Source organism: Streptomyces sp. SAI-170, from assembly GCF_049739565.1.
In the GTDB taxonomy this organism is placed as follows: Bacteria; Actinomycetota; Actinomycetes; order Streptomycetales; family Streptomycetaceae; genus Streptomyces.
Map to the genome: position 1 here is coordinate 1,255,489 of NZ_JBMGQD010000001.1, position 19,299 is coordinate 1,274,787.

A 19,299-nucleotide genomic window follows, 5' to 3' on the forward strand; every position below is an offset into this window, starting at 1 on the left:
CTACGGTCGAGTCATGCGCGACGCTCCACGGCTCCCCACCTCCCCCGGCTTCTGGCGCAGCCCGCTGCGCGGCCCCTGGTTCACCTCGGTTCTCGGGCTGGTCCTGCTGGCCGGGATCACGGTGCTGTTCCTGACCGGTCTCGTCTCCTACGCCGCCTACAACCCGGATCTGTCGCCGGTGAACGACAAGACGCCGGACAAGGGCCTGCTGGGCTTCTACCTCTTCGCCTGGCCGACCGACCCGCACTGGCTGTACCGGCTGAACCAGGGCGTGCACGTCACGCTCGGCCTCACCCTGATCCCCGTCCTGCTGGCCAAGCTGTGGTCGGTGGTGCCGAGGCTGTTCACACTGCCGCCGGCCCGCTCCCTGGCGCACGCGCTGGAGCGGATCTCGCTGCTGCTCCTGGTGGGCGGCGGGCTGTTCGAGTTCGTCACCGGGGTGCTGAACGTCCAGCTGGACTATGTCTTCCCCGGCTCCTTCTATCCGCTGCACTTCTACGGCGCGTGGGTGTTCTTCGCCGCGTTCGCCGCGCACACCGTCCTCAAGTTCCCCATGGCCGTACGGAATCTGCGGCGGATGAGGAGCGAAACGGACGACCTCGTCTCCCCGCGCCCGGCGGAGCCGACCGTGTCGCGGCGGGGTGCGCTGTGGTTCGTCGGGGGCGGTTCGCTGCTGCTGTTCGCCACCACGGTGGGGCAGAACTTCGACGGGCTGCTGCGGCGCACCGCGCTGCTCGCGCCGCACGGCGGGGCGGAGCCCGGCAGCGGCCCGAACGGCTTCCAGATCAACAAGACGGCCCGCTACGCCGGGATCGACGCGGCCGAGACGAGCGAGGAGGCGTGGCGGCTGGTCGTCACCGGCCGCACCGGCACGGTCCGGCTCAGCCGCGCCGAGCTGCTGCGACTTCCGCTGCACAGTGCCGCGTTGCCGATCGCGTGCGTGGAGGGCTGGTCCACGTCGGACCAGTGGTGGCGCGGCGTACGGCTGCGGGACCTCGCGGCGCTCGTCGGCGAGGGACAGGACCCGCCGGACCTGTTCGTCGAGTCGCTCCAGCGGCACGGCGCGTTCCGGCGGGCGGCCCTGCGCGCCAACCAGGTCGCCGACGAGCGCTCGCTGCTCGCCCTGTACGTCAACGGCGAGCCGCTCTCCCCCGACCACGGCCATCCGGCACGGATCATCGTGCCCGCCGCGCCCGGGGTGCTGAACACCAAGTGGGTGGCCCGGCTGACCTTCGGAGACCTGTGATGCGCGCCCGACTGCCGATCGGCAGCCCTCTGCAACTGCTGCTGCTCGCCTGCTCGTTCGCGCTCGCCGGTTACGCGGGGGTGCGGCTGCTCGACGGCGACTGGTTCGGTGTGGCCCTGTGGTTCGTGGGCGCCGCGCTGCTGCACGACCTGGTGCTGCTGCCGCTGTACGCGACCGTGGACCGGGCCTTCGTACGGGGGCTGGAGACGGCCGGCCGCCGGCCGTGGGTGGGATACGTGCGGGTGCCGGCGGCCCTGTCGGCGTTGCTGCTGCTGGTGTGGTTCCCGCTGATCTGCGGGATGGTGGACCGGCGCTACCGGTCGGTGACCGCGCTGTCGCCGGACGGCTTCCTGGCCCGCTGGCTGCTGATCACGGCCGTCCTCTTCGGCGGTTCGGCGCTGCTGCTGGCGGCCCGGCTGCGCAGGGCGACGAAGCGGCGCCCGCCCGCGTCCCACTGAGCGACGGTGCCCCAGCCCGCCTCCCCGGCCAGCCGCAGCAGGGCGGGGGTGCCGAGCCGAGCCCAGGGGAACGCGCCGCCCGTCTCCCGGCGGGCGTCGGTGACGTCGACGACCTGCACCTGGACGCGTTCGTCGACGTCCGCCGGGTCGGTCTCGGCGATCAGCAGCCCGGCGGGGCGCAGCAGCCGGGCCGCCCGCCGAAGCAGGGCGCGGGGTTCGCCGCCGATGCCGATGTTGCCGTCCATCAGCAGCAGCGTGCCCCAGCGGCCCTCGGCAGGCAGCGGGTCGAACACCGAGCGGCGCAGCGCCGCCCCGCCGAGGCGGACGGTGTGGTCGACGGCGGCCTGGCTGACGTCGATGCCGAGGACGGTCCGGCCGCGCGCGGCGAGTTCGACGACCAGCCGGCCGGGCCCGCAGCCGATGTCGAGGACGGCGCCCTCGCAGCGGTCGAGCGCCTGCCGGTCGGCCGCGTCGGCCCGTGCGCACCAGCGTTCCACCTCCAGCGGCAGCAGCCAGCCGTCGGTGCGGCGCAGGAACAGCGGGCCGCGGCCGGCGCGCAGGGCGGCGGCGTAGGGGTCGGCGGCCGCCCAGGCCGGGGCCGTGGTGGTCACCGGTCGGCCGCCGTCGTGCAGCGGGCCAGCCGGGCGGCGAACCGGCCGTGCGGGGCGAGTGCCGCGACCGCGTGCGCGTCGGCCGCGGTGTCGACGTCCCGCAGCCGGGGCAGGTCACACACCCGCAGCCCGGCCGTGACGAGCCGCTCCCGCTGTACGGCCCCGGTGTCCGGCATGGACATGGGCACGCCCCGCAGCAGCCCCGGCTCGGGCTCGGCGAGGCCCAGCGCCCAGAAGCCGCCGTCCTCGGCCGGGCCGAAGCAGGCGTCGTACGCCGTGAGGTCGACGGTGAGCAGACCGGGCGTCACCTGCGGGGTGTCCATGCCGATGAGCAGCGTCGGCCCGCAGCAGTGCGCGAAGGCGTCCGCGAGCCGCTCGTCCAGGGTGCCCGCACACTGCGGCACGACGTCGAAGCCGTACGGCAGCCAGGGCCCGGGCGTGCCGTCGAGGGCGAGGACGCGCCGGTCGGCCGGGGTGGCGGCGACCGCGTGGAGCGTGTCGGCGAGCGAGGCCTCGGCGAGCCGGGCGGCCTCCTCGGGCGTGAAGGGCGGGGTGAGGCGGGTCTTGACCCGGCCGGGGCGGGGTTCCTTGGCGATGACGAGGAGGGTGGTGGTCACCGTACGGCCCTTTCGGTCGCCGGGGGTTCGGCGAGGACACGGCTCATGTCGCGCACGGCCTGCCAGGTGCCCCGCCAGGTGCCGGTCACCTTGGAGGCGCCGGAGCGGGGCAGATAGGGCACGTCGTGCTCGGTGACGCGCCAGCCGGCGTCGGCGGCACGGACGACCATCTGCAGGGGGTAGCCGCTGCGCCGGTCGGTGAGACCGAGGGCGAGCAGGTCCGTGCGGCGGGCGGCGCGCAGCGGGCCCAGGTCGTGCAGGCGCAGCCCGGTGCGGCGGCGCAGCAGCCGGGTGAGCGCGAGGTTTCCGGCGCGGGCGTGAGCGGGCCAGGTGCCGCGCCGGACCGGGCGCCGCCGGCCGAGCACCAGGTCGGCCTCGCCGGCGAGGACCTCGCGGACGAACGGCACGAGGAGCGCCGGGTCGAGGGAGGCGTCGCAGTCGCAGAAGCAGACGATGTCGGCGGTGGCCGCGGTCAGCCCGGCATGGCAGGCGGCGCCGAAGCCGCGGCGCGGTTCGTGCAGCACGGTCGCGCCGAGCGCGCGGGCGATCCGCGGGGAGCCGTCGGTGGAGCCGTTGTCGACGACCAGCGCGCGCCAGCCCGGCGGAACGCGCCGGAGCACCCAGGGCAGGGCCTCGGCCTCGTCCAGGCAGGGAAGCACCACGTCGACGTCCGGTGGAAGGGACGGCGGAAGGGGCGGTGGAAGGGGCGGTGGTGGGGGCGGTGGTGGGGGCGTCACGCTTTCACCCTACGGATCTGATCCGGACATTCCGGGCGCGCGCTCCTTACGAAACGCGGACGTCGCGTCCGTGCGCGATCCGCCTCCCGGCAGGGGTGCGAGGCTGGGGTCATGCAGCAGCCGCACGAGCCCTCCGGGGCGCACCGCCAGGGCCCTTCGTCGGCCCGGGTCCTGGTCGTCGACGACGATCCGACCGTCTCCGAGGTCGTGGCCGGATACCTGGACCGGGCCGGTTATGTCGTCGACCGCGCGGACGACGGTCCGACCGCCCTCACCCGGGCCGCGGCCCACCGGCCCGACCTGGTGGTGCTGGATCTGATGCTGCCCGGCATGGACGGCCTGGAGGTGTGCCGGCGACTGCGCGGGCGCGGACCCGTGCCGGTGATCATGCTGACCGCGCGCGGCGACGAGGACGACCGCATCCTGGGCCTGGAGGTCGGTGCGGACGACTACGTCACCAAGCCGTTCAGCCCGCGCGAACTGGTGCTGCGCGTGGAGTCGGTGCTGCGCCGCAGCCGTCCCGCGCCCTCGGGGCACCGGGTGACCGCGGCCGGTCTGAGCATCGACCCGGACGCCCGCCGGGTCACCAAGGACGGCTCCGAACTCGCCCTCACTCTGCGGGAGTTCGACCTGCTGCTGTTCTTCCTGCGCCATCCGGGGCGGGCGTTCGGCCGCGAGGACCTGATGCGGGAGGTGTGGGGCTGGGAGTTCGGCGATCTGTCGACGGTGACGGTGCACATCCGCCGGCTGCGCGGCAAGGTCGAGGACGATCCGGCCCGGCCGCGCCTCATCCAGACGGTGTGGGGCGTGGGCTACCGCTTCGAGCCGGGCACGGAGGAGGACTGACCGATGCCGGACGCTCTTCTCATCGCCCTGTACGCCTTCGCGGGCGCCGCCGCCACCGGTCTGGCCGGGGCGGGCGTGCTCTTCCTGATCCGGCGGCGCTCACTGACCGCCTCGCTCGCCGTGGTCGCGGCGGTCGGGGTGGTCGCGATGCTGGCGGGGACCCTCGCCGTGGCGTGGGCGATGTTCCTGTCCCCGCACGACCTGACCGTCGTCACGACCGTCGTCGCCATGGCGGCCGTGGTGTCGCTGGCGACCGCGCTGCTGCTGGCCCGCTGGGTCGTCGCCCGCAGCCGGGACCTCGCCGTCGCGGCCCGCTCCTTCGGCGACGGCGGCGCCTTCGCGGCCCCCGACGGGCCGACCACCGCCGAACTGGACGTGCTCAGCAGGGAGTTGGCCGCCACCAGCGCCAAGCTCGCCGAGTCCAGGGAGCGGGAGCGGGCCCTCGAGACCTCGCGGCGCGAGCTCGTCGCCTGGATCTCGCACGATCTGCGCACCCCGCTGGCCGGGCTGCGCGCGATGTCGGAGGCGCTGGAGGACGGCGTGGCCACCGACCCGCCCCGCTATCTGCGGCAGATGCGCACGGAGGTCGAGCGCCTCAACGACATGGTCGGCGACCTCTTCGAGCTGTCCCGCATCCACGCGGGCTCGCTCGCCCTGGCGCCCACCCGGATGTCCCTGTACGACCTGGTCGGCGACGCGCTGGCCGGGGCGGACCCGCTCGCGCGGGAGCACGGGGTGCGGCTGGTGGGCGGCCGTGTCGAGCCGGTGCCGGTCGAGGTGGACGGCAAGGAGATGAGCCGGGTCCTGGGGAATCTGCTGGTCAACGCGATCCGGCGGACCCCGGCCGACGGCACGGTCGCGGTGACGGCCGAGCGCTCGCCCGAAGGGGTCGTGCTGTCCGTCTCGGACGGCTGCGGCGGCATCCCCGAGGAGGACCTGGCGCGCGTCTTCGACACCGGGTGGCGCGGCACCGACGCCCGGACGCCCCCGGCGGGCGCGGGGCTCGGCCTCGCCATCGTCCGCGGCATCGTGGAGGCCCACCGGGGCCGGGCCACGGTCCGCAACATCCCGGGCGGCTGCCGCTTCGAGGTGGTGCTGCCTGCGGTGCCGTAGCCACTGCTCACGCGCGAACTCCCTCATGGCCACAGCGAATCCGAGAGGGGCCGGCGGGCGGAGGCCAGCTACTGCTCCGCGCCAACTCCCTTATGCGTCCGCGAACGCAAGGGGTCCGGCCGACGGAGCTCAGCTACTGGTCCCGCGCGAACTCCCTCATGGTGTCCGCGAATCCGAGGGAGTCCGGCCGACGACGCCGCGACTACTGCTCCCGCGCGCCGTTCGCGGACCCGAGGGCCCAGCCGGCTGCGCCGCAGCTACTCCTCCCCCGCGAACTCCCGCACACCCTCCGCGAACCCGACCTCCGGCCGCCAGCCCAGCGCAGCGCGCAGGCGGGCGGAGTCGGCGGTGATGTGCCGGACGTCGCCCAGCCGGTACTCGCCGGTGACGCGGGGCGTGGGCCCGCCGTGCGCGGCGGCCAGCGCCTCGGCCATCTCGCCGACGGTGTGCGGCTCGCCGCTGCCGGTGTTGTACGCGGTGAGGGCGCCGGGGGCGGACTCGGCCTCCAGCGCCAGCGCGTTGGCCGCGGCCACGTCCCGCACATGCACGAAGTCGCGCCGCTGGCGCCCGTCCTCGAAGACGCGGGGTGCCTCGCCGCGGGCGAGCGCCGAGCGGAAGAAGGAGGCGACCCCCGCGTACGGGGTGTCGCGGGGCATCCGGGGCCCGTACACGTTGTGGTAGCGCAGCGACACCGCCGAGCCGCCGGTGCAGCGGGCCCAGGCGGCGGCGAGGTGCTCCTGGGCGAGCTTGGTGGTGGCGTACACGTTGCGCGGGTCCACGGGGGCGTCCTCGCCGACGAGGCCGGGGGCCAGGTCCGCGCCGCAGTGCGGGCACACGGGCTCGAACCGTCCCGCGTCCAGGTCGGCGACGGCCCGCGGGCCGGGGCGTACGGTGCCGTGGCGGGGGCACGTGTACCGGCCCTCTCCGTAGACGACCATCGACCCGGCCAGCACCAGACGCGGCACCCGCGCCTCGGCCATCGCGGCGAGCAGCACGGCGGTGCCCAGGTCGTTGTGCGCGACGTACGCGGCGGCGTCGGCGACGCCCTTGCCGAGGCCGACCATCGCCGCCTGGTGGCACACGGCGTCGATTCCGGCCAGCGCCCGGGCGACCGCTTCGGGGTCGCGGACGTCCTCGGCGGGGTCCGCCCGGACGTCGTACACGACCGCCTCGTGCCCGCGGCGGCGCAGCGCCTCGACGACATGGGACCCGATGAACCCGGCTCCGCCGGTGACCAGCACACGCATGCCGTCACGCTAGGCCGGGTCGGGTGCCGGCCGGCCCTGCCGCGCCCGTGGCGTCACCGCTCCGTAACACCTCGTGGGGTGAAGGGCGTTCCGCCGCCGCCCTCCTGACGTTACCGTTCGGTAGGACAACGTGGTCGTCCCCGGAGGTGTCCCGCATGACGCTCGACCGTGCCGCAGGTCTGGCGGAGACCGCCCGTGCGCTGGCCGCCGGGGAGGTGACCTCGCGCGTCCTCGTCGAGCGGACCCTGGCCCGCATCGAGGCGACGCAGGGGTCGCTGAACGCCTTCCGGGTCGTGCGGGCCGAGGCCGCGCTCGCCGAAGCCGACGCCGCGGACCGGCAGCTGGCCGCGGGGGCGCGCCTGCCGCTGCTCGGGGTGCCGGTCGCGGTGAAGGACGACATGGACGTGGCGGGCGAGCCGACCGCGTTCGGCTGCCGGGGCGAGTTCCCGTCGGCCGCCGAGGACGCAGAAGCGGTACGGCGGCTGCGCGCGGCCGGGGCCGTGATCGTCGGCAAGACCAACACCTGCGAGCTGGGACAGTGGCCGTTCACCGAGGGGCCCGCGTTCGGCGCGACCCGCAATCCGTGGAACGTGGGCCATACGCCCGGGGGTTCGTCGGGAGGCTCGGCGGCCGCGGTCGCCGCGGGTCTGGTGCCGGCCGCGCTCGGCTCGGACGGGGCCGGCTCCGTGCGCATCCCCGCCTCCTGGACGAACCTGGTCGGCATCAAGCCGCAGCGCGGCCGGATCTCGACCTGGCCGCGCGGCGAGGCCTTCCAGGGCATCACCGTCAACGGCACCCTCGCCCGCACGGTCGCCGACGCGGCCCTGCTGCTGGACTGCGCGAGCGGCAACCACGCGCTCGACCCGCACCGGCCCGCGCCGCTGGACGTCTCGGCCGCCGTCGGCCGCGACCCCGGCCGGCTGCGCATCGCGCTCGCGCTGAAGCCGCCGTTCACCGCGCTGCGCGCCCGCCTCGACCCCGAGATCCGCGCCCGGGTCGTCGAACTCGCCGAGAAACTGGCCGCGTTGGGGCACACGGTCGAGGAGGCCGACCCGCCGTACGGGCAGATCGGGCTGACCTTCGTGCCGCGCGCCACCGCGGGCATCGCCGAGTACGTGCGCGAGACGCCCTCCCCCGCGCTGCTGGACCCGCGCACCCGGGACGCCGCCCGGCTGGGCCGGCTGCTCGGCGGGGTCCCGCTGCGCGCGGCGCGCCGGGCGGAGGCGGTGCTGCACCGCCGTATCGGCGCGTTCTTCACGTCGTACGACGTGATCCTCGCCCCCACGACGGCCGCGCCCCCGCCCCGGATCGGGGCCCTGCTGGGGCTCGGCGGGTTCGCGACCGACCGGGCGATGATCGCGGCCTGTCCGTACGCGTGGCCGTGGAACGTGCTCGGCTGGCCCGGGGTGAACGTCCCGGCCGGGTTCGTCTCCGGTGGCCTGCCGGTCGGCGCCCAGCTGCTGGGGCCCGCTTGCAGTGAGCCCCTCCTGGTGTCGCTCGCCGCCCGGCTGGAGGCGGAGCTGCGCTGGCACGAGCGGGTGCCGCCGCCGGAGCTCGGCGTGGATTCCCGGGCCGCGTAAGGGGGTTCGGACCGTACGCTGTGACCATGGACGACACCACGATGGTCGGGCTCCTGGGGCGGGTCACCGGCACGATCGGGCCCGGGCTCGTCGGCGAGGTGATCGTCCGGGTGCGCGGCGGCGCCGAGCACTTCCTCGCCTACGCGGCCTCCGGCGCGGAGCGCATCGAGCGGGGCACGGTGGTGACGGTCGTGGAGTACCTGCCGCCGCGGACCGTCTACGTCTCGGCCGTGTACGGCAGTTGAGGCGGCGGGAGCTTCGTACCAAGCGGGCAACAGCGGCCGGGCGGGCTCTGTACACCGCCTGTGGCGTGCCTCACACTCCCGGGTACGTTCGGTGCCACCAGGCACCCGGCACAGGGGGTGTATGCCGATGTTCGTCGGCGTCGTCGCGGGGACGGTCCTTGCCGCCCTGCTCGTTCTGATCGGCCTTTTCAAACTGATGTGGCGCGTCGCGGAACCCAACGAGGCCCTGATCATCTCCGGCTCCAAGCACCGTCTGGAGGGCCTGGAGGAGGGCATGGGGTTCCGGATCGTCACCGGGCGGGGCACGCTGGTGCTGCCCGGTGTGCAGGCCGTGCGCAAGCTGTCGCTGGACCTCAACCAGACCGAACTGCACGTCGACTGCGTCACGCACCAGGGCATTCCGCTGAAGGTGCGGGGCGTGGTCATCTTCAAGGTCGGCGACGACTTCGTGTCGATCGCCAATGCCGCCCGGCGTTTTCTGGACCAGCAGAAGCTGATGGCGGAGCGGGTGCACACGGTGTTCGCCGGTCATCTGCGGGCGATCGTGGGCGGGTTGACGGTCGAGGACATGATCCGCGACCGCGAGAAGCTCACCGGGCAGGCGCGGGCGGCCTGCGGCACCGAGATGGAGAAGCTCGGCCTGATCGTCGACTCGCTGCAGATCCACGAGATCGAGGACCCGACCGGCTACATCAAGAACCTGTCCGCCCCGCACACCGCGGCCGTGCGGCGCGACGCGCGGATCGCGCAGGCGCAGGCCGACCGGCTGGCCACCGAGGCGGAGCAGCAGGCGTTCGCGCGGATGGCGGAGGCGACCCGCGACAGCGAGATCCTCAAGGCCGGCTACCAGGCCGAGCAGGACAAGGCCGCCGCCACGGCCCGGCAGGCGGGCCCGCTCGCCGAGGCGGGCGCCCGGCAGGAGGTCGTCGTCCAGGAGACGCGCGTCGCCGAACTGGAGGCGCAGCGGCGCGAGCAGCAGCTCCAGGCCGATGTGCGCAAGCCCGCCGACGCCAAGGCCTACGAGCAGCGCACCCTCGCCGACGCCGAGCGTGACGCGCGGATGTCGGTGGCCGAGGCGAAGGCCCGCGAGACCCGGGCCTCCGGTGAGGCCGAGGCGGCCGCCACCCAGGCCAAGGGCCTCGCCGAGGCGGAGGCGCTGCGCGCGAAGGGACTCGCCGAGGCGGAGGCCATCAAGGCACGCGCGGCCGCGCTCGCCGAGAACCAGGAGGCCGTCGTCGCCCAGCAACTCGCCGAGAACTGGCCGGAGATCGTGCGGGCCGGCGCGTCCGCGTTCGGCAACGTCGACAACATGGTGCTGCTCAACGGCGCCGACGGCATGGCCGACCTGTTCGCCAAGGCCCTCACCATGGGCGGCACCGGCCTCGGGCTGGCGCGGCAGTTGCTCGCCTCGATGAACCAGAACGGGACGTCGCCGGTGAACGGCGCCACCGTCCCTGTCCCGAAAGTCCCGGTGAATTCCGCCCAGAAGGTCCAGGTGGACGAAACCTGAGCCGGACCGGCCCCCGCGGTCGCGGCGGCACCCTCTAAGGTGCCTGTCGTGACCGCGTTCATCGATGAGAACACGCCCGGCCGCTACGGCCCGCACGCGACCACCGAGATCGATCCGCACTCGGTGGGCCGGGTGCACACCGAGTACTGCCCCGCCCACGACGGCGACCCGGATCCCGGCGAGATCGTGTGGACCTGGGTGCCGTACGAGGAACACGACGGACGGGGCAAGGACCGGCCGGTGCTGGTGGTGGCCCGGGAGCGCGGCAGGGGCACGCTCCTCGCGGTACAGCTGTCCAGCAAGCGGCACGACCACCAGCGGGAGTGGGTGGCGATCGGCAGCGGCCCGTGGGACAGCTCCGGCCGGGAGTCCTGGGTCGACGTCGACCGGGTGCTGCGCCTCCATGAGCAGGGCATGCGCCGCGAGGCGTGCGCGCTGGACCGGATGCGGTTCAACCTGGTCCGGCGGCGCCTGCACGAGCGCTACGGCTGGACCTGAGGCACGGCCCCGGCCCGCTCCGGAAGACAGGCGCCAGGGCCTGTCTTCCGGATCAGGCCGGCTGCGAGGCGCTTCCGCCTCCTGGCCGGGTCGAGCGGGGTCCGGTGCGTGCAGCTGCAAGGCGGAGGAGGGCGGCGACGCGATGGGGGTCCCCCCGCTCGAGCGAAGCCGAGAGTGGGGGAGTCGGCAACCGACGACAACGCGGCTGGGGGTCCCCCACGCCTTTAGGGCAGTGGGGGAGTGCGTGCCAGCCCCCGCGACGCCGACATGATCCGGAAGACAGGCGCTAGGAGCGGGTGGCGGTCGCGCAGCCGTCGTCCCTGCCCGTCGTGCCGACCGGCTCGCTGCGGTCGTACGGATCGAGCCGGCGGCCCTCGTCCGTGTTCTGCTCGTCAGCCGTGCCGAAGGGCGGCACGAAGTAGCCGGTCGGGGCGGAGCAGCCGCCGTTGGTCATGTCGAGCGCGTAGGACACGAGGGACAGCGTTCCCGGTTCGGTGACGACCTCGGCCGGGTCGTCCCAGCTCATCACCACCTCGCGGCGCACGATCGTCCGGATGACCTCGGTGTCCCGCCCGCTGTCGCCCGCCGGGGCGACCGGGTACACGAAGGTGACGTCCGCCATCACCTCGACCGCCCCCCGTTTCCCCTCCCGGTAGGTGAGCCGGCCGCGCGTCTTGACCACGTCACCGACCAACTGGGCCTGGCCCGGCCGGAATCGGCTGAACAACAGCAGCGGGTCGTTCTCGGCCGTGGGCGGCGTCGACGACAGGGCGGCACGGAGATAGTCCTGGACGTCCTTCTGATGCGGGTTCAGCAGCGCGATCGCCTTCGTGGGCCGTTCGCCGCGCAGCACACGGGAGTCGAGGCCCGCGGCCACCAGGAAGTCCCGGCTCCGGCGCAGTGCCCGCTCGACCTGGGCGGCGTCCATCCAGCCGGTCGCCCGGGCCGGCGGCACCGTGATCCCGGCCGCTCCGTCGGCCCAGCGGGCGGCGGGCGAGCCCCGGAAGGGTTCGGCGAGGGTGGGGCGCAGATCCGGCTCGGCGCCGGGCGCCTCCCGCGGCCTCTCCGACTCGGCGGCCAGCGGTGCCCCGTCCTGTCCGCCGTCGCCGCCGCCGAACCAGCCGACGACCTGCTGCGGGAAGAGGCCCACGACCAGGAGGGACACGGCCACCACCAGCCCGGCCACGTACCAGCCCGTCCTGCGCCGGGGCCGGGCCGGCGTGTACGTACGCCAGCCCTCCGGCTGTCCGGAGCTCTCGCGCAGCCGCCGCTCCACCTCGCGGGCGCGCGCCGACGGCTCCACGGGGGCTCCGGACGCGCCCGTCACCGATTCACGGAGGAACCGCTCCCACTCCTCGTCGGACACGGACGACCCGTCCTGCCCCCCAGCCCCGCTCACACCGCACTCCCGTTGCCGTTCGATCGCTCGATCGCTCGATCGCTCGATGTCCATGGCTCGATCGCTCGACCGTCCGATCGGTTGACCGTGCACGGTCAGTCGAGAGCCGCCCGCATGATCGCATGATCAAGCCGTCGGCGGACACCGCATCGTCGTACGTATGTGCGTGACACGGCGGCCTGGCCTGCGGCGGTCACGCGAAGGTGCGCTCGAATGCGCCCCGTACCGCCGCGCCCCGTGTGCGGTCCAGCACGCCGAAGACCACGTGCTCGAAAGCGCCGGCGAACCGTCCGCCGGGGCCCAGCAGTGCGTGGAAGGCGCCCGCCACCTGCGCCGGGTCGTTCTGGAAGACGCCGCAGCCCCAGGCGCCGAGCACCAGCCGCCGGTAGCCCTCGGCGGCGGCCGTCTCCAGGACGCGCTCGGCGCGCGTGGCCAGGGCCCGCGGAAGCTCGGCGGCGCGCTCCGGTGTCGTACGGCGGACGACACCGGCGTTCGGGGCGGCGGCGGTCAGGAAGCCCGCGAGGCACGGCTCGTCGAGGAGGCCGCCGCGGTCGTCGCGGAAGACCGGCACGGCCGGGGAGTGGATGACGCGGTCCGTGTAGAACGGGTCGCGGTGGGTGCGGTGGTGGTCGTAGAACCGCGGGGCCGCGCGCAGGCAGGTGTACAGCGCCGAGGCGCGGCACAGGGCCTCCTCCTGGGCCTGGGCGCCGTTGAGGAAGCCGCCGCCCGGGTTGCGGGCGGAGGCGAAGTTGAGGACGGCCACGCGGCCGCCGACCCGGCGGGCGGCCTCCAGGCTGCTCTCGCCGGTGACCTCGGTCTTCGTCGTCGACGGCGGGACCGGACCGGTCGGCGGGACCGGTTCGGGACCGTACATGCGGGTGCCCGCGCGGGCCGCCTCGACGGCCGCCGCGAGCGGCACCTCGTGTCCGGCCGGTGCCCGGTAGGACCCGGCCGCGACGATCTCTTCCGTCTCCTTCGCGATGCCGCGCAGGCGCGCGCTCACGGCGCCACCCCCGTCGGCGCCGTGGGCACGCACCGCGCGCCCTCCCCCGTCGTGCTCATGGACGCATCCTGCGCAATGCTGGACGTGCGGGCAAAGGGTTTTTGAGAAGATCGGAAACGGAGGGTGACGGGCCGGCCCTCGCCCCCTGAACGACCAGCGAAGATCACGACAACGTCGCGGAATCGGAGGTTCACACTCCCGGAAGTCCCGGGGGGCACCCTTGTGCGAATCGTTCCGAGGGTCTTGGCTGGGACGGGTGAGGCCGCCCGGGCCCAGGGGAACCGGGCCGGAGGCATGAGGGAACGCGTTGGAGGATCCTGGCATGTCCGATTCGGCAGGCGACTGTACGGAGCCCCGCAGGGCCATCACGGAAGCCGAGGTCGAGGCCCTGGTACGGGGCATCTGCTTCAAGACCGGACCACCCGGCACCGTCGGGGTCGAGGTGGAGTGGCTGGTCCACGAGCCGCACCGGCCGTGGTCCCCCGTGGCACCCGAACGTCTCGCGGCGGCCTACGCCGCACTGCGCACGGTCCCCCTGGGATCGGCGCTCACCGTCGAACCCGGCGGTCAGCTGGAGCTGAGCTCGCCGCCCGCCGCGTCCCTGATGGAAGCGGTCACCGTCGTCTCCGCCGACCTCGCCGCCGTACGGGCGGCCCTGCGGGGTCACGGACTGGCGCTGCTCGGCATCGGCCAGGACCCCTGGCGGCCGCCCCGCCGCTATCTGCACTCCCCGCGCTACGACGCGATGGAGACCTGCCTGGACCGCACGGGACCGGCGGGCCGCGACATGATGTGCGCCTCGGCGTCGGTGCAGGTGTGCCTGGACGCCGGTCACGAGGAGCCCGGGCCGCTCGGCATGGGGCGGCGCTGGTGGCTCGCGCACCAGCTGGGCGCGGTCCTGGTGGCCGCCTTCGCGAACTCGCCGCTGGCCGGCCGCAGGCCCACCGGCTGGCGCTCCACCCGGCAGCTGACCTGGACCCGCATCGGCCCGGGGCGGGCGGGTGCGCCCGCGCTGGACGGCGACCCGCGCGCCGCCTGGGCCCGGCATGTGCTGGACGCGCCGGTGATGTGCGTACGCCAGGAGGGCGGGCCGTGGGAGGTGCCCGAGGGGCTGACCTTCCGGGAGTGGACCCGCTCCGGCGGCCCGCGGCCGCCCACCCGCGAGGACCTCGCCTACCACCTCACGACGCTGTTCCCGCCGGTCCGGCCGCGCGGCCATCTGGAGCTGCGCATGATCGACGCCCAGCCGGGCGACGACGGCTGGATCGTGCCGCTCGCGGTGACGACGGCCCTGTTCGACGACCCCGAGGCCGCGGAGACGGCCTATCGCGCGGTCAAGCCGCTGGCCGAGCGCTCCCTGTCGCTGCCCGCCCCGCACAATCCGCTGTGGCGCGACGCCGCCCGCGACGGGCTCGGTGACCCCGAGCTGCGCGAGGTCGCCGAGCTGTGCTTCGCGGCGGCCCTGGAGGCGCTGCCGCGGCTGGGCGCCGGGCGGCGGGTCACGGACGCCGTCGCGGCGTTCGCGGACCGCTATGTGGCCCGGGGCCGCTGTCCCGCCGACGATCTGCTCGACCGCCTCCACCGCACGAACCTCTCCCCGGTCACCGGGGCGCACGGGAAGGACATCCCCGCATGACCGCCGAGCCGGCCCTCGACCCCGAGACCTTCCGCGAGCGGGCGCTGGCGTCGCTGACCACCGCCCGCGACCGTACGACGCTGCTGACCAGCTGTGTGGAGGACCCGGACCTCACCGCCCAGCACTCGCCGCTGATGTCGCCGCTGGTGTGGGACCTGGCGCACATCGGCAACCAGGAGGAGCAGTGGCTGCTGCGGGCCGTCGCCGGGCAGGAGGCGATGCGGCCCGAGATCGACAGCCTCTACGACGCCTTCGAGCATCCGCGCGCGGAGCGGCCCAAGCTGCCGCTGCTGCCGCCCGCGGAGGCCCGCAAGTACGCGGCCCAGGTGCGCGGGCGGGTCCTGGACGTGCTGGAGGGGGCCGCGTTCCAGGGCGGCACCCGGCTGACGGAGGCGGGCTTCGCGTTCGGGATGGTCGCCCAGCACGAACAGCAGCACGACGAGACCATGCTGATCACCCATCAGCTCCGCAAGGGCCCGCAGGCGCTCACCGCGCCGGACCCGGAGCCGGTGCCGCTGTTCACGGGTCCGGCCGAAGTCCTGGTGCCGGGCGGCCCGTTCACCATGGGCACCTCCACCGAGCCGTGGTCGCTGGACAACGAACGCCCCGCGCACCGGCGGGACGTGGCGCCCTTCTGGATCGACACCACGCCGGTCACGAACGGCGCCTACCTGGCGTTCATCGAGGACGGCGGCTACGACACCGAGCGCTGGTGGACGCCCGAGGGCTGGGCGCACATCCGCCGCAACTCCGTCCGGTCCCCGCTGTTCTGGCGCCTGGACGGCGGGCAGTGGCTGCGCCGCCGGTTCGGGGTGACCGAGGTGGTGCCGCCCGAGGAGCCGGTGCTGCACGTGTCCTGGTACGAGGCCGACGCGTACGCCCGCTGGGCCGGGCGGCGGCTGCCCACCGAGACCGAGTGGGAGAAGGCCGCCCGCTTCGACCCGGCCACGGGCCGCTCCCGGCGCTACCCGTGGGGCGACGCCGACCCGGGGCCCGAGCACGCCAACCTCGGTCAGCGGCATCTGCGCCCGGCCCCGGCCGGCAGCTACCCGGCCGGTGAATCGCCGCTCGGTGTGCGGCAGTTGATCGGTGACGTGTGGGAGTGGACGGCGAGCGACTTCCTGCCCTACCCCGGGTTCGCGGCGTTCCCGTACAAGGAGTACTCCGAGGTGTTCTTCGGGCCCGAGTACAAGGTGCTGCGCGGCGGTTCGTTCGCCGTGGACCAGGTGGCCTGCCGGGGCACGTTCCGCAACTGGGACTATCCGATCCGCCGGCAGATCTTCTCCGGGTTCCGCACCGCGCGCTCGGAGTCGGTCTGATGTGCCGTCACCTGGCCTATGTGGGCCCCGAAGTGCCGCTGGGGCGGCTGCTGTTCGAGCCGTCCCACTCGCTGTACCGACAGTCCTGGGCGCCCAGACGGCAGAAGCACGGCACGGTCAACGCGGACGGCTTCGGGATCGGCTGGTACGCCGAGGGCGACCCGGTCCCGGCCCGCTACCGGCGCTTCGGGCCGATCTGGGCCGACGGCGGCCTGACCGACCTGGCCCGGGTGGTGCGCACGAGGGCGCTGCTCGCGGCGGTGCGGGACGCGACCGTGCCGAGCCCCGACGGGGAGGCCGCGGCGGCACCCTTCGCCGGGGACCGCTGGCTGTTCAGCCACAACGGCGCCGTCACCGGCTGGCCGGACTCCCTCGCGCCGGTCGCCGCGGGTCTGGCACCGGTGGACCTGCTGCGGCTGGCGGCCCGCAACGACTCCGCGCTGGTCTGGGCGCTGGTGCTGGCCCGGCTGCGGGCCGGTGACGACATGGGCCGGGCGCTGGCCGACACGGTCCCCGAGGTGGCCGCGGCCGCCCCGGGTTCCCGGTTGAACCTGCTGCTGACCGACGGCACCTCCATCGCCGCGACCGCCTGGGGCGACACGCTGTGGTATCTCGGCGAGCCCGGCCGGGGCACGGTCGTGGCCTCCGAGCCCCATGACGACGACCCGCTGTGGCGGGAGGTCCCCGACCGCACCCTGCTCGTGGCGACCAGCGCCGACGTCCAGCTCTCCCCCCTCAAGGAACCGAGCGACGCCTCGGCCCCCGCATCCCCGAAGGAGCCCCGTCCGTGAGCCAGTTCCGTCTCACCCGCCTGCTCGCCGAGGACGCCACCGAGGCCGCGCTGCGCGCCGACGTCCTGGGCGGACTCACCGCGCACCCCAAGACGCTGCCGCCGAAGTGGTTCTACGACGCCCACGGCAGCGACCTGTTCGAGCAGATCACCGACCTGCCCGAGTACTACCCCACGCGCGCCGAGCGGGAGATCCTGCTCGACCGGTCCGACGAGATCGCCGCCGCGCTGCCCGCCCGCACGCTGGTCGAGCTGGGCTCGGGCTCCTCCGACAAGACCCGGCATCTGCTGAGCGCGCTGACCTCGCTCGGGACGCTGGAGACGTACGTCCCGGTCGACGTCAGCGAGAGCGCCCTGGCGCAGGCCGGCAAGGCGCTGGTGGAGGAGTTCCCGGGGCTGGACGTGCACGCGCTGATCGCCGACTTCACCGCCGAGATGGCCCTGCCGGACACTCCGGGGCCGCGGCTGCTGGCGTTCCTCGGCGGCACCATCGGCAACCTGCTGCCCGCCGAGCGGGCCGAGTTCCTCGCCTCCGTGCGGGCCATGCTCTCCCCCGGCGACGCGCTGCTGCTCGGCACGGACCTCGTCAAGGACGAGCAGACCCTGGTGCGGGCGTACGACGACGCGGCCGGGGTGACGGCGGCGTTCAACAAGAACGTGTTGACCGTCGTCAACCGCGAGCTCGGCGCCGACTTCGACCCGGCCGCGTTCGACCACGTGGCGCTGTGGGACACCGAGCGGGAGTGGATCGAGATGCGGCTGCGCGCCCGCAGCGAGCAGACCGTGAAGATCCCCGCCCTGGACCTCGCCGTGGACTTCGCCGCGGGCGAGGAGCTGCGCACCGAGGTGTCGGCGAAGTTCCGCAGGGACGGCGTACGCACCGAACTGGCGGCCGCGGGGCTGGAGTTGAGCCACTGGTGGACGGACGCGCAGGGGCGGTTCGCCCTGTCGCTGAGCACGGCGCGGTGAGACGAGGCGAACGGCCGGGTCAGGACAGCGGGATCGCCAGCAGTTCGGTGATCCGCTCCGAGGCCCGGCGGGCCTCCGGCTCGGGGTCGGCGCCCCGGAGCACCTTGGTCATATAGGCCTTGATCGGGTTGTCCGCCTCCACCGCGGCCCATTCGGGTGTGGTGGGGGTGGCCCGGCCCTGGGCGGCGCCCGCGGCCATGGCGGCGACACCCTCCTCGCCGGCGACGGCGGGGGCGAGGGTGGTCTTGTTGGGGACGTAGTTCATGGTGCGGGCCAGGTCGGTGTTCCACTTGGCTCCGGCGAGGGCCTCGACGACCGCGAGGGCGCCCTCGCGCTGGTCGGTGTTGTCGGGGATCACGAGGTCGGAGCCGCCGGTGAAGACGGCGCCGGGCCGGGCGGCCGTGCGGCCGGGGACGGCGAAGAAGCCGAGCCTGCCCTCGAGTTCGGGGTTGCGCTGCACGACGGCCCGGGCGACACCGGGTACGGCGACGATCTGGGCGATCTCGCCCCGGGCGAACTCGTCCGCCTGGGGCGGGTGTTCCTCGTCGGCGTCGACGGGTCCGGAGCCGAGCGCCTGGAGGCGGCGGTAGAAGTCCATGCCGCGCAGGGCCTCGGGGCTGTCCAGGGAGCCCTGCCAGGTGCCGCCCGTCTCCTCGGCCAGCTCGCCGCCCTCGTCCCAGATGAACCCGGCGAGGGTGTACCAGTCCTGTCCGGCGAGGTAGATGCCCTGGGTGTCGCCCGAGTTCAGCTTCTCGGTGGCGGTGAGCCACTCCTCGCGGGTCTTCGGCGGGGCGTCGATACCGGCCTCGGCGAAGAGGTCCTTGCGGTAGACGACCACCCGGTTGGCGGCGTACCAGGGGATGCCGTACTGGTGACCGCGCAGCTTGCCCGGCTCGGCGAGGCCGGGCAGCCAGTCCCGGCTCCCCCAGTCGCGCACGGACTCCAGCGTCAGATCGACCAGCCGGCCCCCGTCGACGTACTGCGGCACCTGGGTGTTGCCGACCTCGACGACATCGGGCCCGCCTGCGGTGGCGTCCTCGCCGTCCTTCGCCTCCAGCGCGGCCTGCACCTTGGGGCCGATGCCGGTCCATTCCTGGATGCGGATGTCGAGGTCGATGTCGGGGTGGGTGCGCTCGAAGTCCTCGGTGAAGCGGTCCAGGAAGTCCCGGGAGGCGCTGTCCTTCATCAGCCACACGGTGACGGTCTGCGGGTCGCTGCCGCCCGGCAGCAGGCCGCAGCCGGCGACGAGGGAGGCGGAGACGCAGACGAGGGCGAGAAGACGGCGTGTCACTGGTCGGTCCTGTTCTGCCTGACGGACAGGGGAGAGGGACCCGACGTGGGGGGACGGGCACGAAGGCCCGTACGGGTGTGCTGGATTTTGGTATGGACCAATGCGAAGGTCAAGGGGCGCCCGGACACCGGGCCGATGTCTCGCGCTCCGCCGCAGCCTGGGGCACCGTGGAGTGACGCGCGCC

General features: G+C 74.4%; 18 protein-coding genes. 11 read left to right on the forward strand and 7 right to left on the reverse strand.

Annotated features, from left to right (window positions below; genetic code table 11):
- The first annotated feature begins 13 nt into the window (after positions 1 to 13).
- Positions 14 to 1,246, forward strand: coding sequence for a molybdopterin-dependent oxidoreductase (locus RKD23_RS05785; protein ID WP_424852645.1), 1,233 nt, complete (start codon positions 14 to 16; stop codon positions 1,244 to 1,246).
- Between the two features lie 313 nt (positions 1,247 to 1,559).
- Here RKD23_RS05785 and RKD23_RS05790 read toward each other — a convergent pair whose 3' ends face one another.
- Genes RKD23_RS05790 through RKD23_RS05800 form a run of 3 tightly spaced genes read right to left on the reverse strand, consistent with a single transcriptional unit; the run spans position 1,560 to position 3,594 of the window.
- Positions 1,560 to 2,315: a class I SAM-dependent methyltransferase gene (locus RKD23_RS05790; RefSeq protein WP_424852646.1), complete on the reverse strand. Its 756-nt coding sequence runs from the start codon at positions 2,313 to 2,315 to the stop codon at positions 1,560 to 1,562.
- Positions 2,312 to 2,932: a TIGR04282 family arsenosugar biosynthesis glycosyltransferase gene (locus tag RKD23_RS05795; RefSeq protein ID WP_424852647.1), complete on the reverse strand. Its 621-nt coding sequence runs from the start codon at positions 2,930 to 2,932 to the stop codon at positions 2,312 to 2,314. The genes RKD23_RS05790 and RKD23_RS05795 overlap by 4 nt, the downstream gene beginning before the upstream one ends.
- Positions 2,929 to 3,594 carry a glycosyltransferase family 2 protein gene (locus RKD23_RS05800; protein WP_424852648.1) on the reverse strand — a complete coding sequence of 222 codons (666 nt, stop codon included), beginning with the start codon at positions 3,592 to 3,594 and terminating at the stop codon, positions 2,929 to 2,931. The genes RKD23_RS05795 and RKD23_RS05800 overlap by 4 nt, the downstream gene beginning before the upstream one ends.
- A gap of 186 nt (positions 3,595 to 3,780) precedes the next feature.
- Here RKD23_RS05800 and RKD23_RS05805 point away from each other — a divergent pair, with 186 nt between their 5' ends.
- Both RKD23_RS05805 and RKD23_RS05810 read left to right on the forward strand, forming a co-directional pair.
- Positions 3,781 to 4,515 (forward strand): response regulator transcription factor, encoded by a 735-nt coding sequence (locus tag RKD23_RS05805; protein WP_424852649.1) that lies wholly within the window; start codon positions 3,781 to 3,783, stop codon positions 4,513 to 4,515.
- A 3-nt stretch (positions 4,516 to 4,518) separates the two neighbouring features.
- Complete coding sequence (locus tag RKD23_RS05810) at positions 4,519 to 5,628, forward strand: sensor histidine kinase (protein WP_424852650.1); 1,110 nt, start codon at positions 4,519 to 4,521, stop codon at positions 5,626 to 5,628.
- A gap of 257 nt (positions 5,629 to 5,885) precedes the next feature.
- Here the strand turns inward: RKD23_RS05810 and RKD23_RS05815 are convergent, their stop codons facing one another.
- Positions 5,886 to 6,875, reverse strand: a complete 990-nt coding sequence (locus RKD23_RS05815; RefSeq protein ID WP_424852651.1) for an NAD-dependent epimerase/dehydratase family protein — start codon at positions 6,873 to 6,875, stop codon at positions 5,886 to 5,888.
- A 155-nt stretch (positions 6,876 to 7,030) separates the two neighbouring features.
- Here RKD23_RS05815 and RKD23_RS05820 point away from each other — a divergent pair, with 155 nt between their 5' ends.
- The 4 genes from RKD23_RS05820 to RKD23_RS05835 all read left to right on the forward strand — a co-directional run bounded on the left by RKD23_RS05820 (position 7,031) and on the right by RKD23_RS05835 (position 10,708).
- Positions 7,031 to 8,455: an amidase gene (locus tag RKD23_RS05820; protein ID WP_424852652.1), complete on the forward strand. Its 1,425-nt coding sequence runs from the start codon at positions 7,031 to 7,033 to the stop codon at positions 8,453 to 8,455.
- Between the two features lie 26 nt (positions 8,456 to 8,481).
- On the forward strand, positions 8,482 to 8,700 hold the full coding sequence (locus tag RKD23_RS05825) for a hypothetical protein (protein WP_404031289.1): 219 nt from the start codon (positions 8,482 to 8,484) through the stop codon (positions 8,698 to 8,700).
- A 121-nt stretch (positions 8,701 to 8,821) separates the two neighbouring features.
- A complete protein-coding gene (locus RKD23_RS05830) occupies positions 8,822 to 10,210 on the forward strand; it encodes a flotillin family protein (protein ID WP_424852653.1) in 1,389 nt (462 codons plus the stop codon).
- Positions 10,211 to 10,258: 48 nt separating this feature from the next.
- On the forward strand, positions 10,259 to 10,708 hold the full coding sequence (locus RKD23_RS05835) for a type II toxin-antitoxin system PemK/MazF family toxin (RefSeq protein WP_404031295.1): 450 nt from the start codon (positions 10,259 to 10,261) through the stop codon (positions 10,706 to 10,708).
- Positions 10,709 to 10,994: 286 nt separating this feature from the next.
- Here the strand turns inward: RKD23_RS05835 and RKD23_RS05840 are convergent, their stop codons facing one another.
- Positions 10,995 to 12,074 carry a hypothetical protein gene (locus RKD23_RS05840; protein ID WP_424852654.1) on the reverse strand — a complete coding sequence of 360 codons (1,080 nt, stop codon included), beginning with the start codon at positions 12,072 to 12,074 and terminating at the stop codon, positions 10,995 to 10,997.
- Positions 12,075 to 12,300: 226 nt separating this feature from the next.
- A complete protein-coding gene (locus tag RKD23_RS05845; RefSeq protein ID WP_424852655.1) occupies positions 12,301 to 13,110 on the reverse strand; it encodes a TIGR02452 family protein in 810 nt (269 codons plus the stop codon).
- A gap of 322 nt (positions 13,111 to 13,432) precedes the next feature.
- On the opposite strand from RKD23_RS05845, the gene egtA reads away from it, so the two are divergent.
- From egtA to egtD, 4 genes are read left to right on the forward strand one after another with little or no spacing between them, the layout of a single operon-like run.
- Entirely contained in the window at positions 13,433 to 14,746 is a 1,314-nt protein-coding gene (gene egtA / locus RKD23_RS05850) for an ergothioneine biosynthesis glutamate--cysteine ligase EgtA (protein WP_424852656.1), read from the forward strand.
- Positions 14,743 to 16,065, forward strand: a complete 1,323-nt coding sequence (egtB, locus tag RKD23_RS05855) for an ergothioneine biosynthesis protein EgtB (protein ID WP_424852657.1) — start codon at positions 14,743 to 14,745, stop codon at positions 16,063 to 16,065. Before egtA ends, egtB begins: the two co-directional genes overlap by 4 nt.
- Entirely contained in the window at positions 16,065 to 16,856 is a 792-nt protein-coding gene (gene egtC / locus RKD23_RS05860; protein WP_424852658.1) for an ergothioneine biosynthesis protein EgtC, read from the forward strand. The genes egtB and egtC overlap by 1 nt, the downstream gene beginning before the upstream one ends.
- Entirely contained in the window at positions 16,853 to 17,824 is a 972-nt protein-coding gene (gene egtD / locus RKD23_RS05865) for an L-histidine N(alpha)-methyltransferase (RefSeq protein WP_424852659.1), read from the forward strand. The genes egtC and egtD overlap by 4 nt, the downstream gene beginning before the upstream one ends.
- Before the next feature lie 19 nt (positions 17,825 to 17,843).
- On the opposite strand, the gene RKD23_RS05870 is transcribed toward egtD, so the two are convergent.
- Positions 17,844 to 19,115, reverse strand: coding sequence for an extracellular solute-binding protein (locus RKD23_RS05870; protein WP_424852660.1), 1,272 nt, complete (start codon positions 19,113 to 19,115; stop codon positions 17,844 to 17,846).
- Positions 19,116 to 19,299: the final 184 nt, after the last annotated feature.

Excerpts from the sequence above, each read along its gene's own strand:
- RKD23_RS05785 (WP_424852645.1), top strand. The coding sequence starts at position 14 with ATGCGCGACGCTCCACGGCTCCCCACCTCCCCCGGCTTCTGGCGCAGC.
- RKD23_RS05805 (WP_424852649.1), top strand. The coding sequence starts at position 3,781 with ATGCAGCAGCCGCACGAGCCCTCCGGGGCGCACCGCCAGGGCCCTTCG.
- RKD23_RS05810 (WP_424852650.1), top strand. The coding sequence starts at position 4,519 with ATGCCGGACGCTCTTCTCATCGCCCTGTACGCCTTCGCGGGCGCCGCC.
- RKD23_RS05815 (WP_424852651.1), bottom strand. The coding sequence starts at position 6,875 with ATGCGTGTGCTGGTCACCGGCGGAGCCGGGTTCATCGGGTCCCATGTC.
- RKD23_RS05820 (WP_424852652.1), top strand. The coding sequence starts at position 7,031 with ATGACGCTCGACCGTGCCGCAGGTCTGGCGGAGACCGCCCGTGCGCTG.
- RKD23_RS05825 (WP_404031289.1), top strand. The coding sequence starts at position 8,482 with ATGGACGACACCACGATGGTCGGGCTCCTGGGGCGGGTCACCGGCACG.
- RKD23_RS05830 (WP_424852653.1), top strand. The coding sequence starts at position 8,822 with ATGCCGATGTTCGTCGGCGTCGTCGCGGGGACGGTCCTTGCCGCCCTG.
- egtA (WP_424852656.1), top strand. The coding sequence starts at position 13,433 with ATGTCCGATTCGGCAGGCGACTGTACGGAGCCCCGCAGGGCCATCACG.
- egtB (WP_424852657.1), top strand. The coding sequence starts at position 14,743 with ATGACCGCCGAGCCGGCCCTCGACCCCGAGACCTTCCGCGAGCGGGCG.
- egtC (WP_424852658.1), top strand. The coding sequence starts at position 16,065 with ATGTGCCGTCACCTGGCCTATGTGGGCCCCGAAGTGCCGCTGGGGCGG.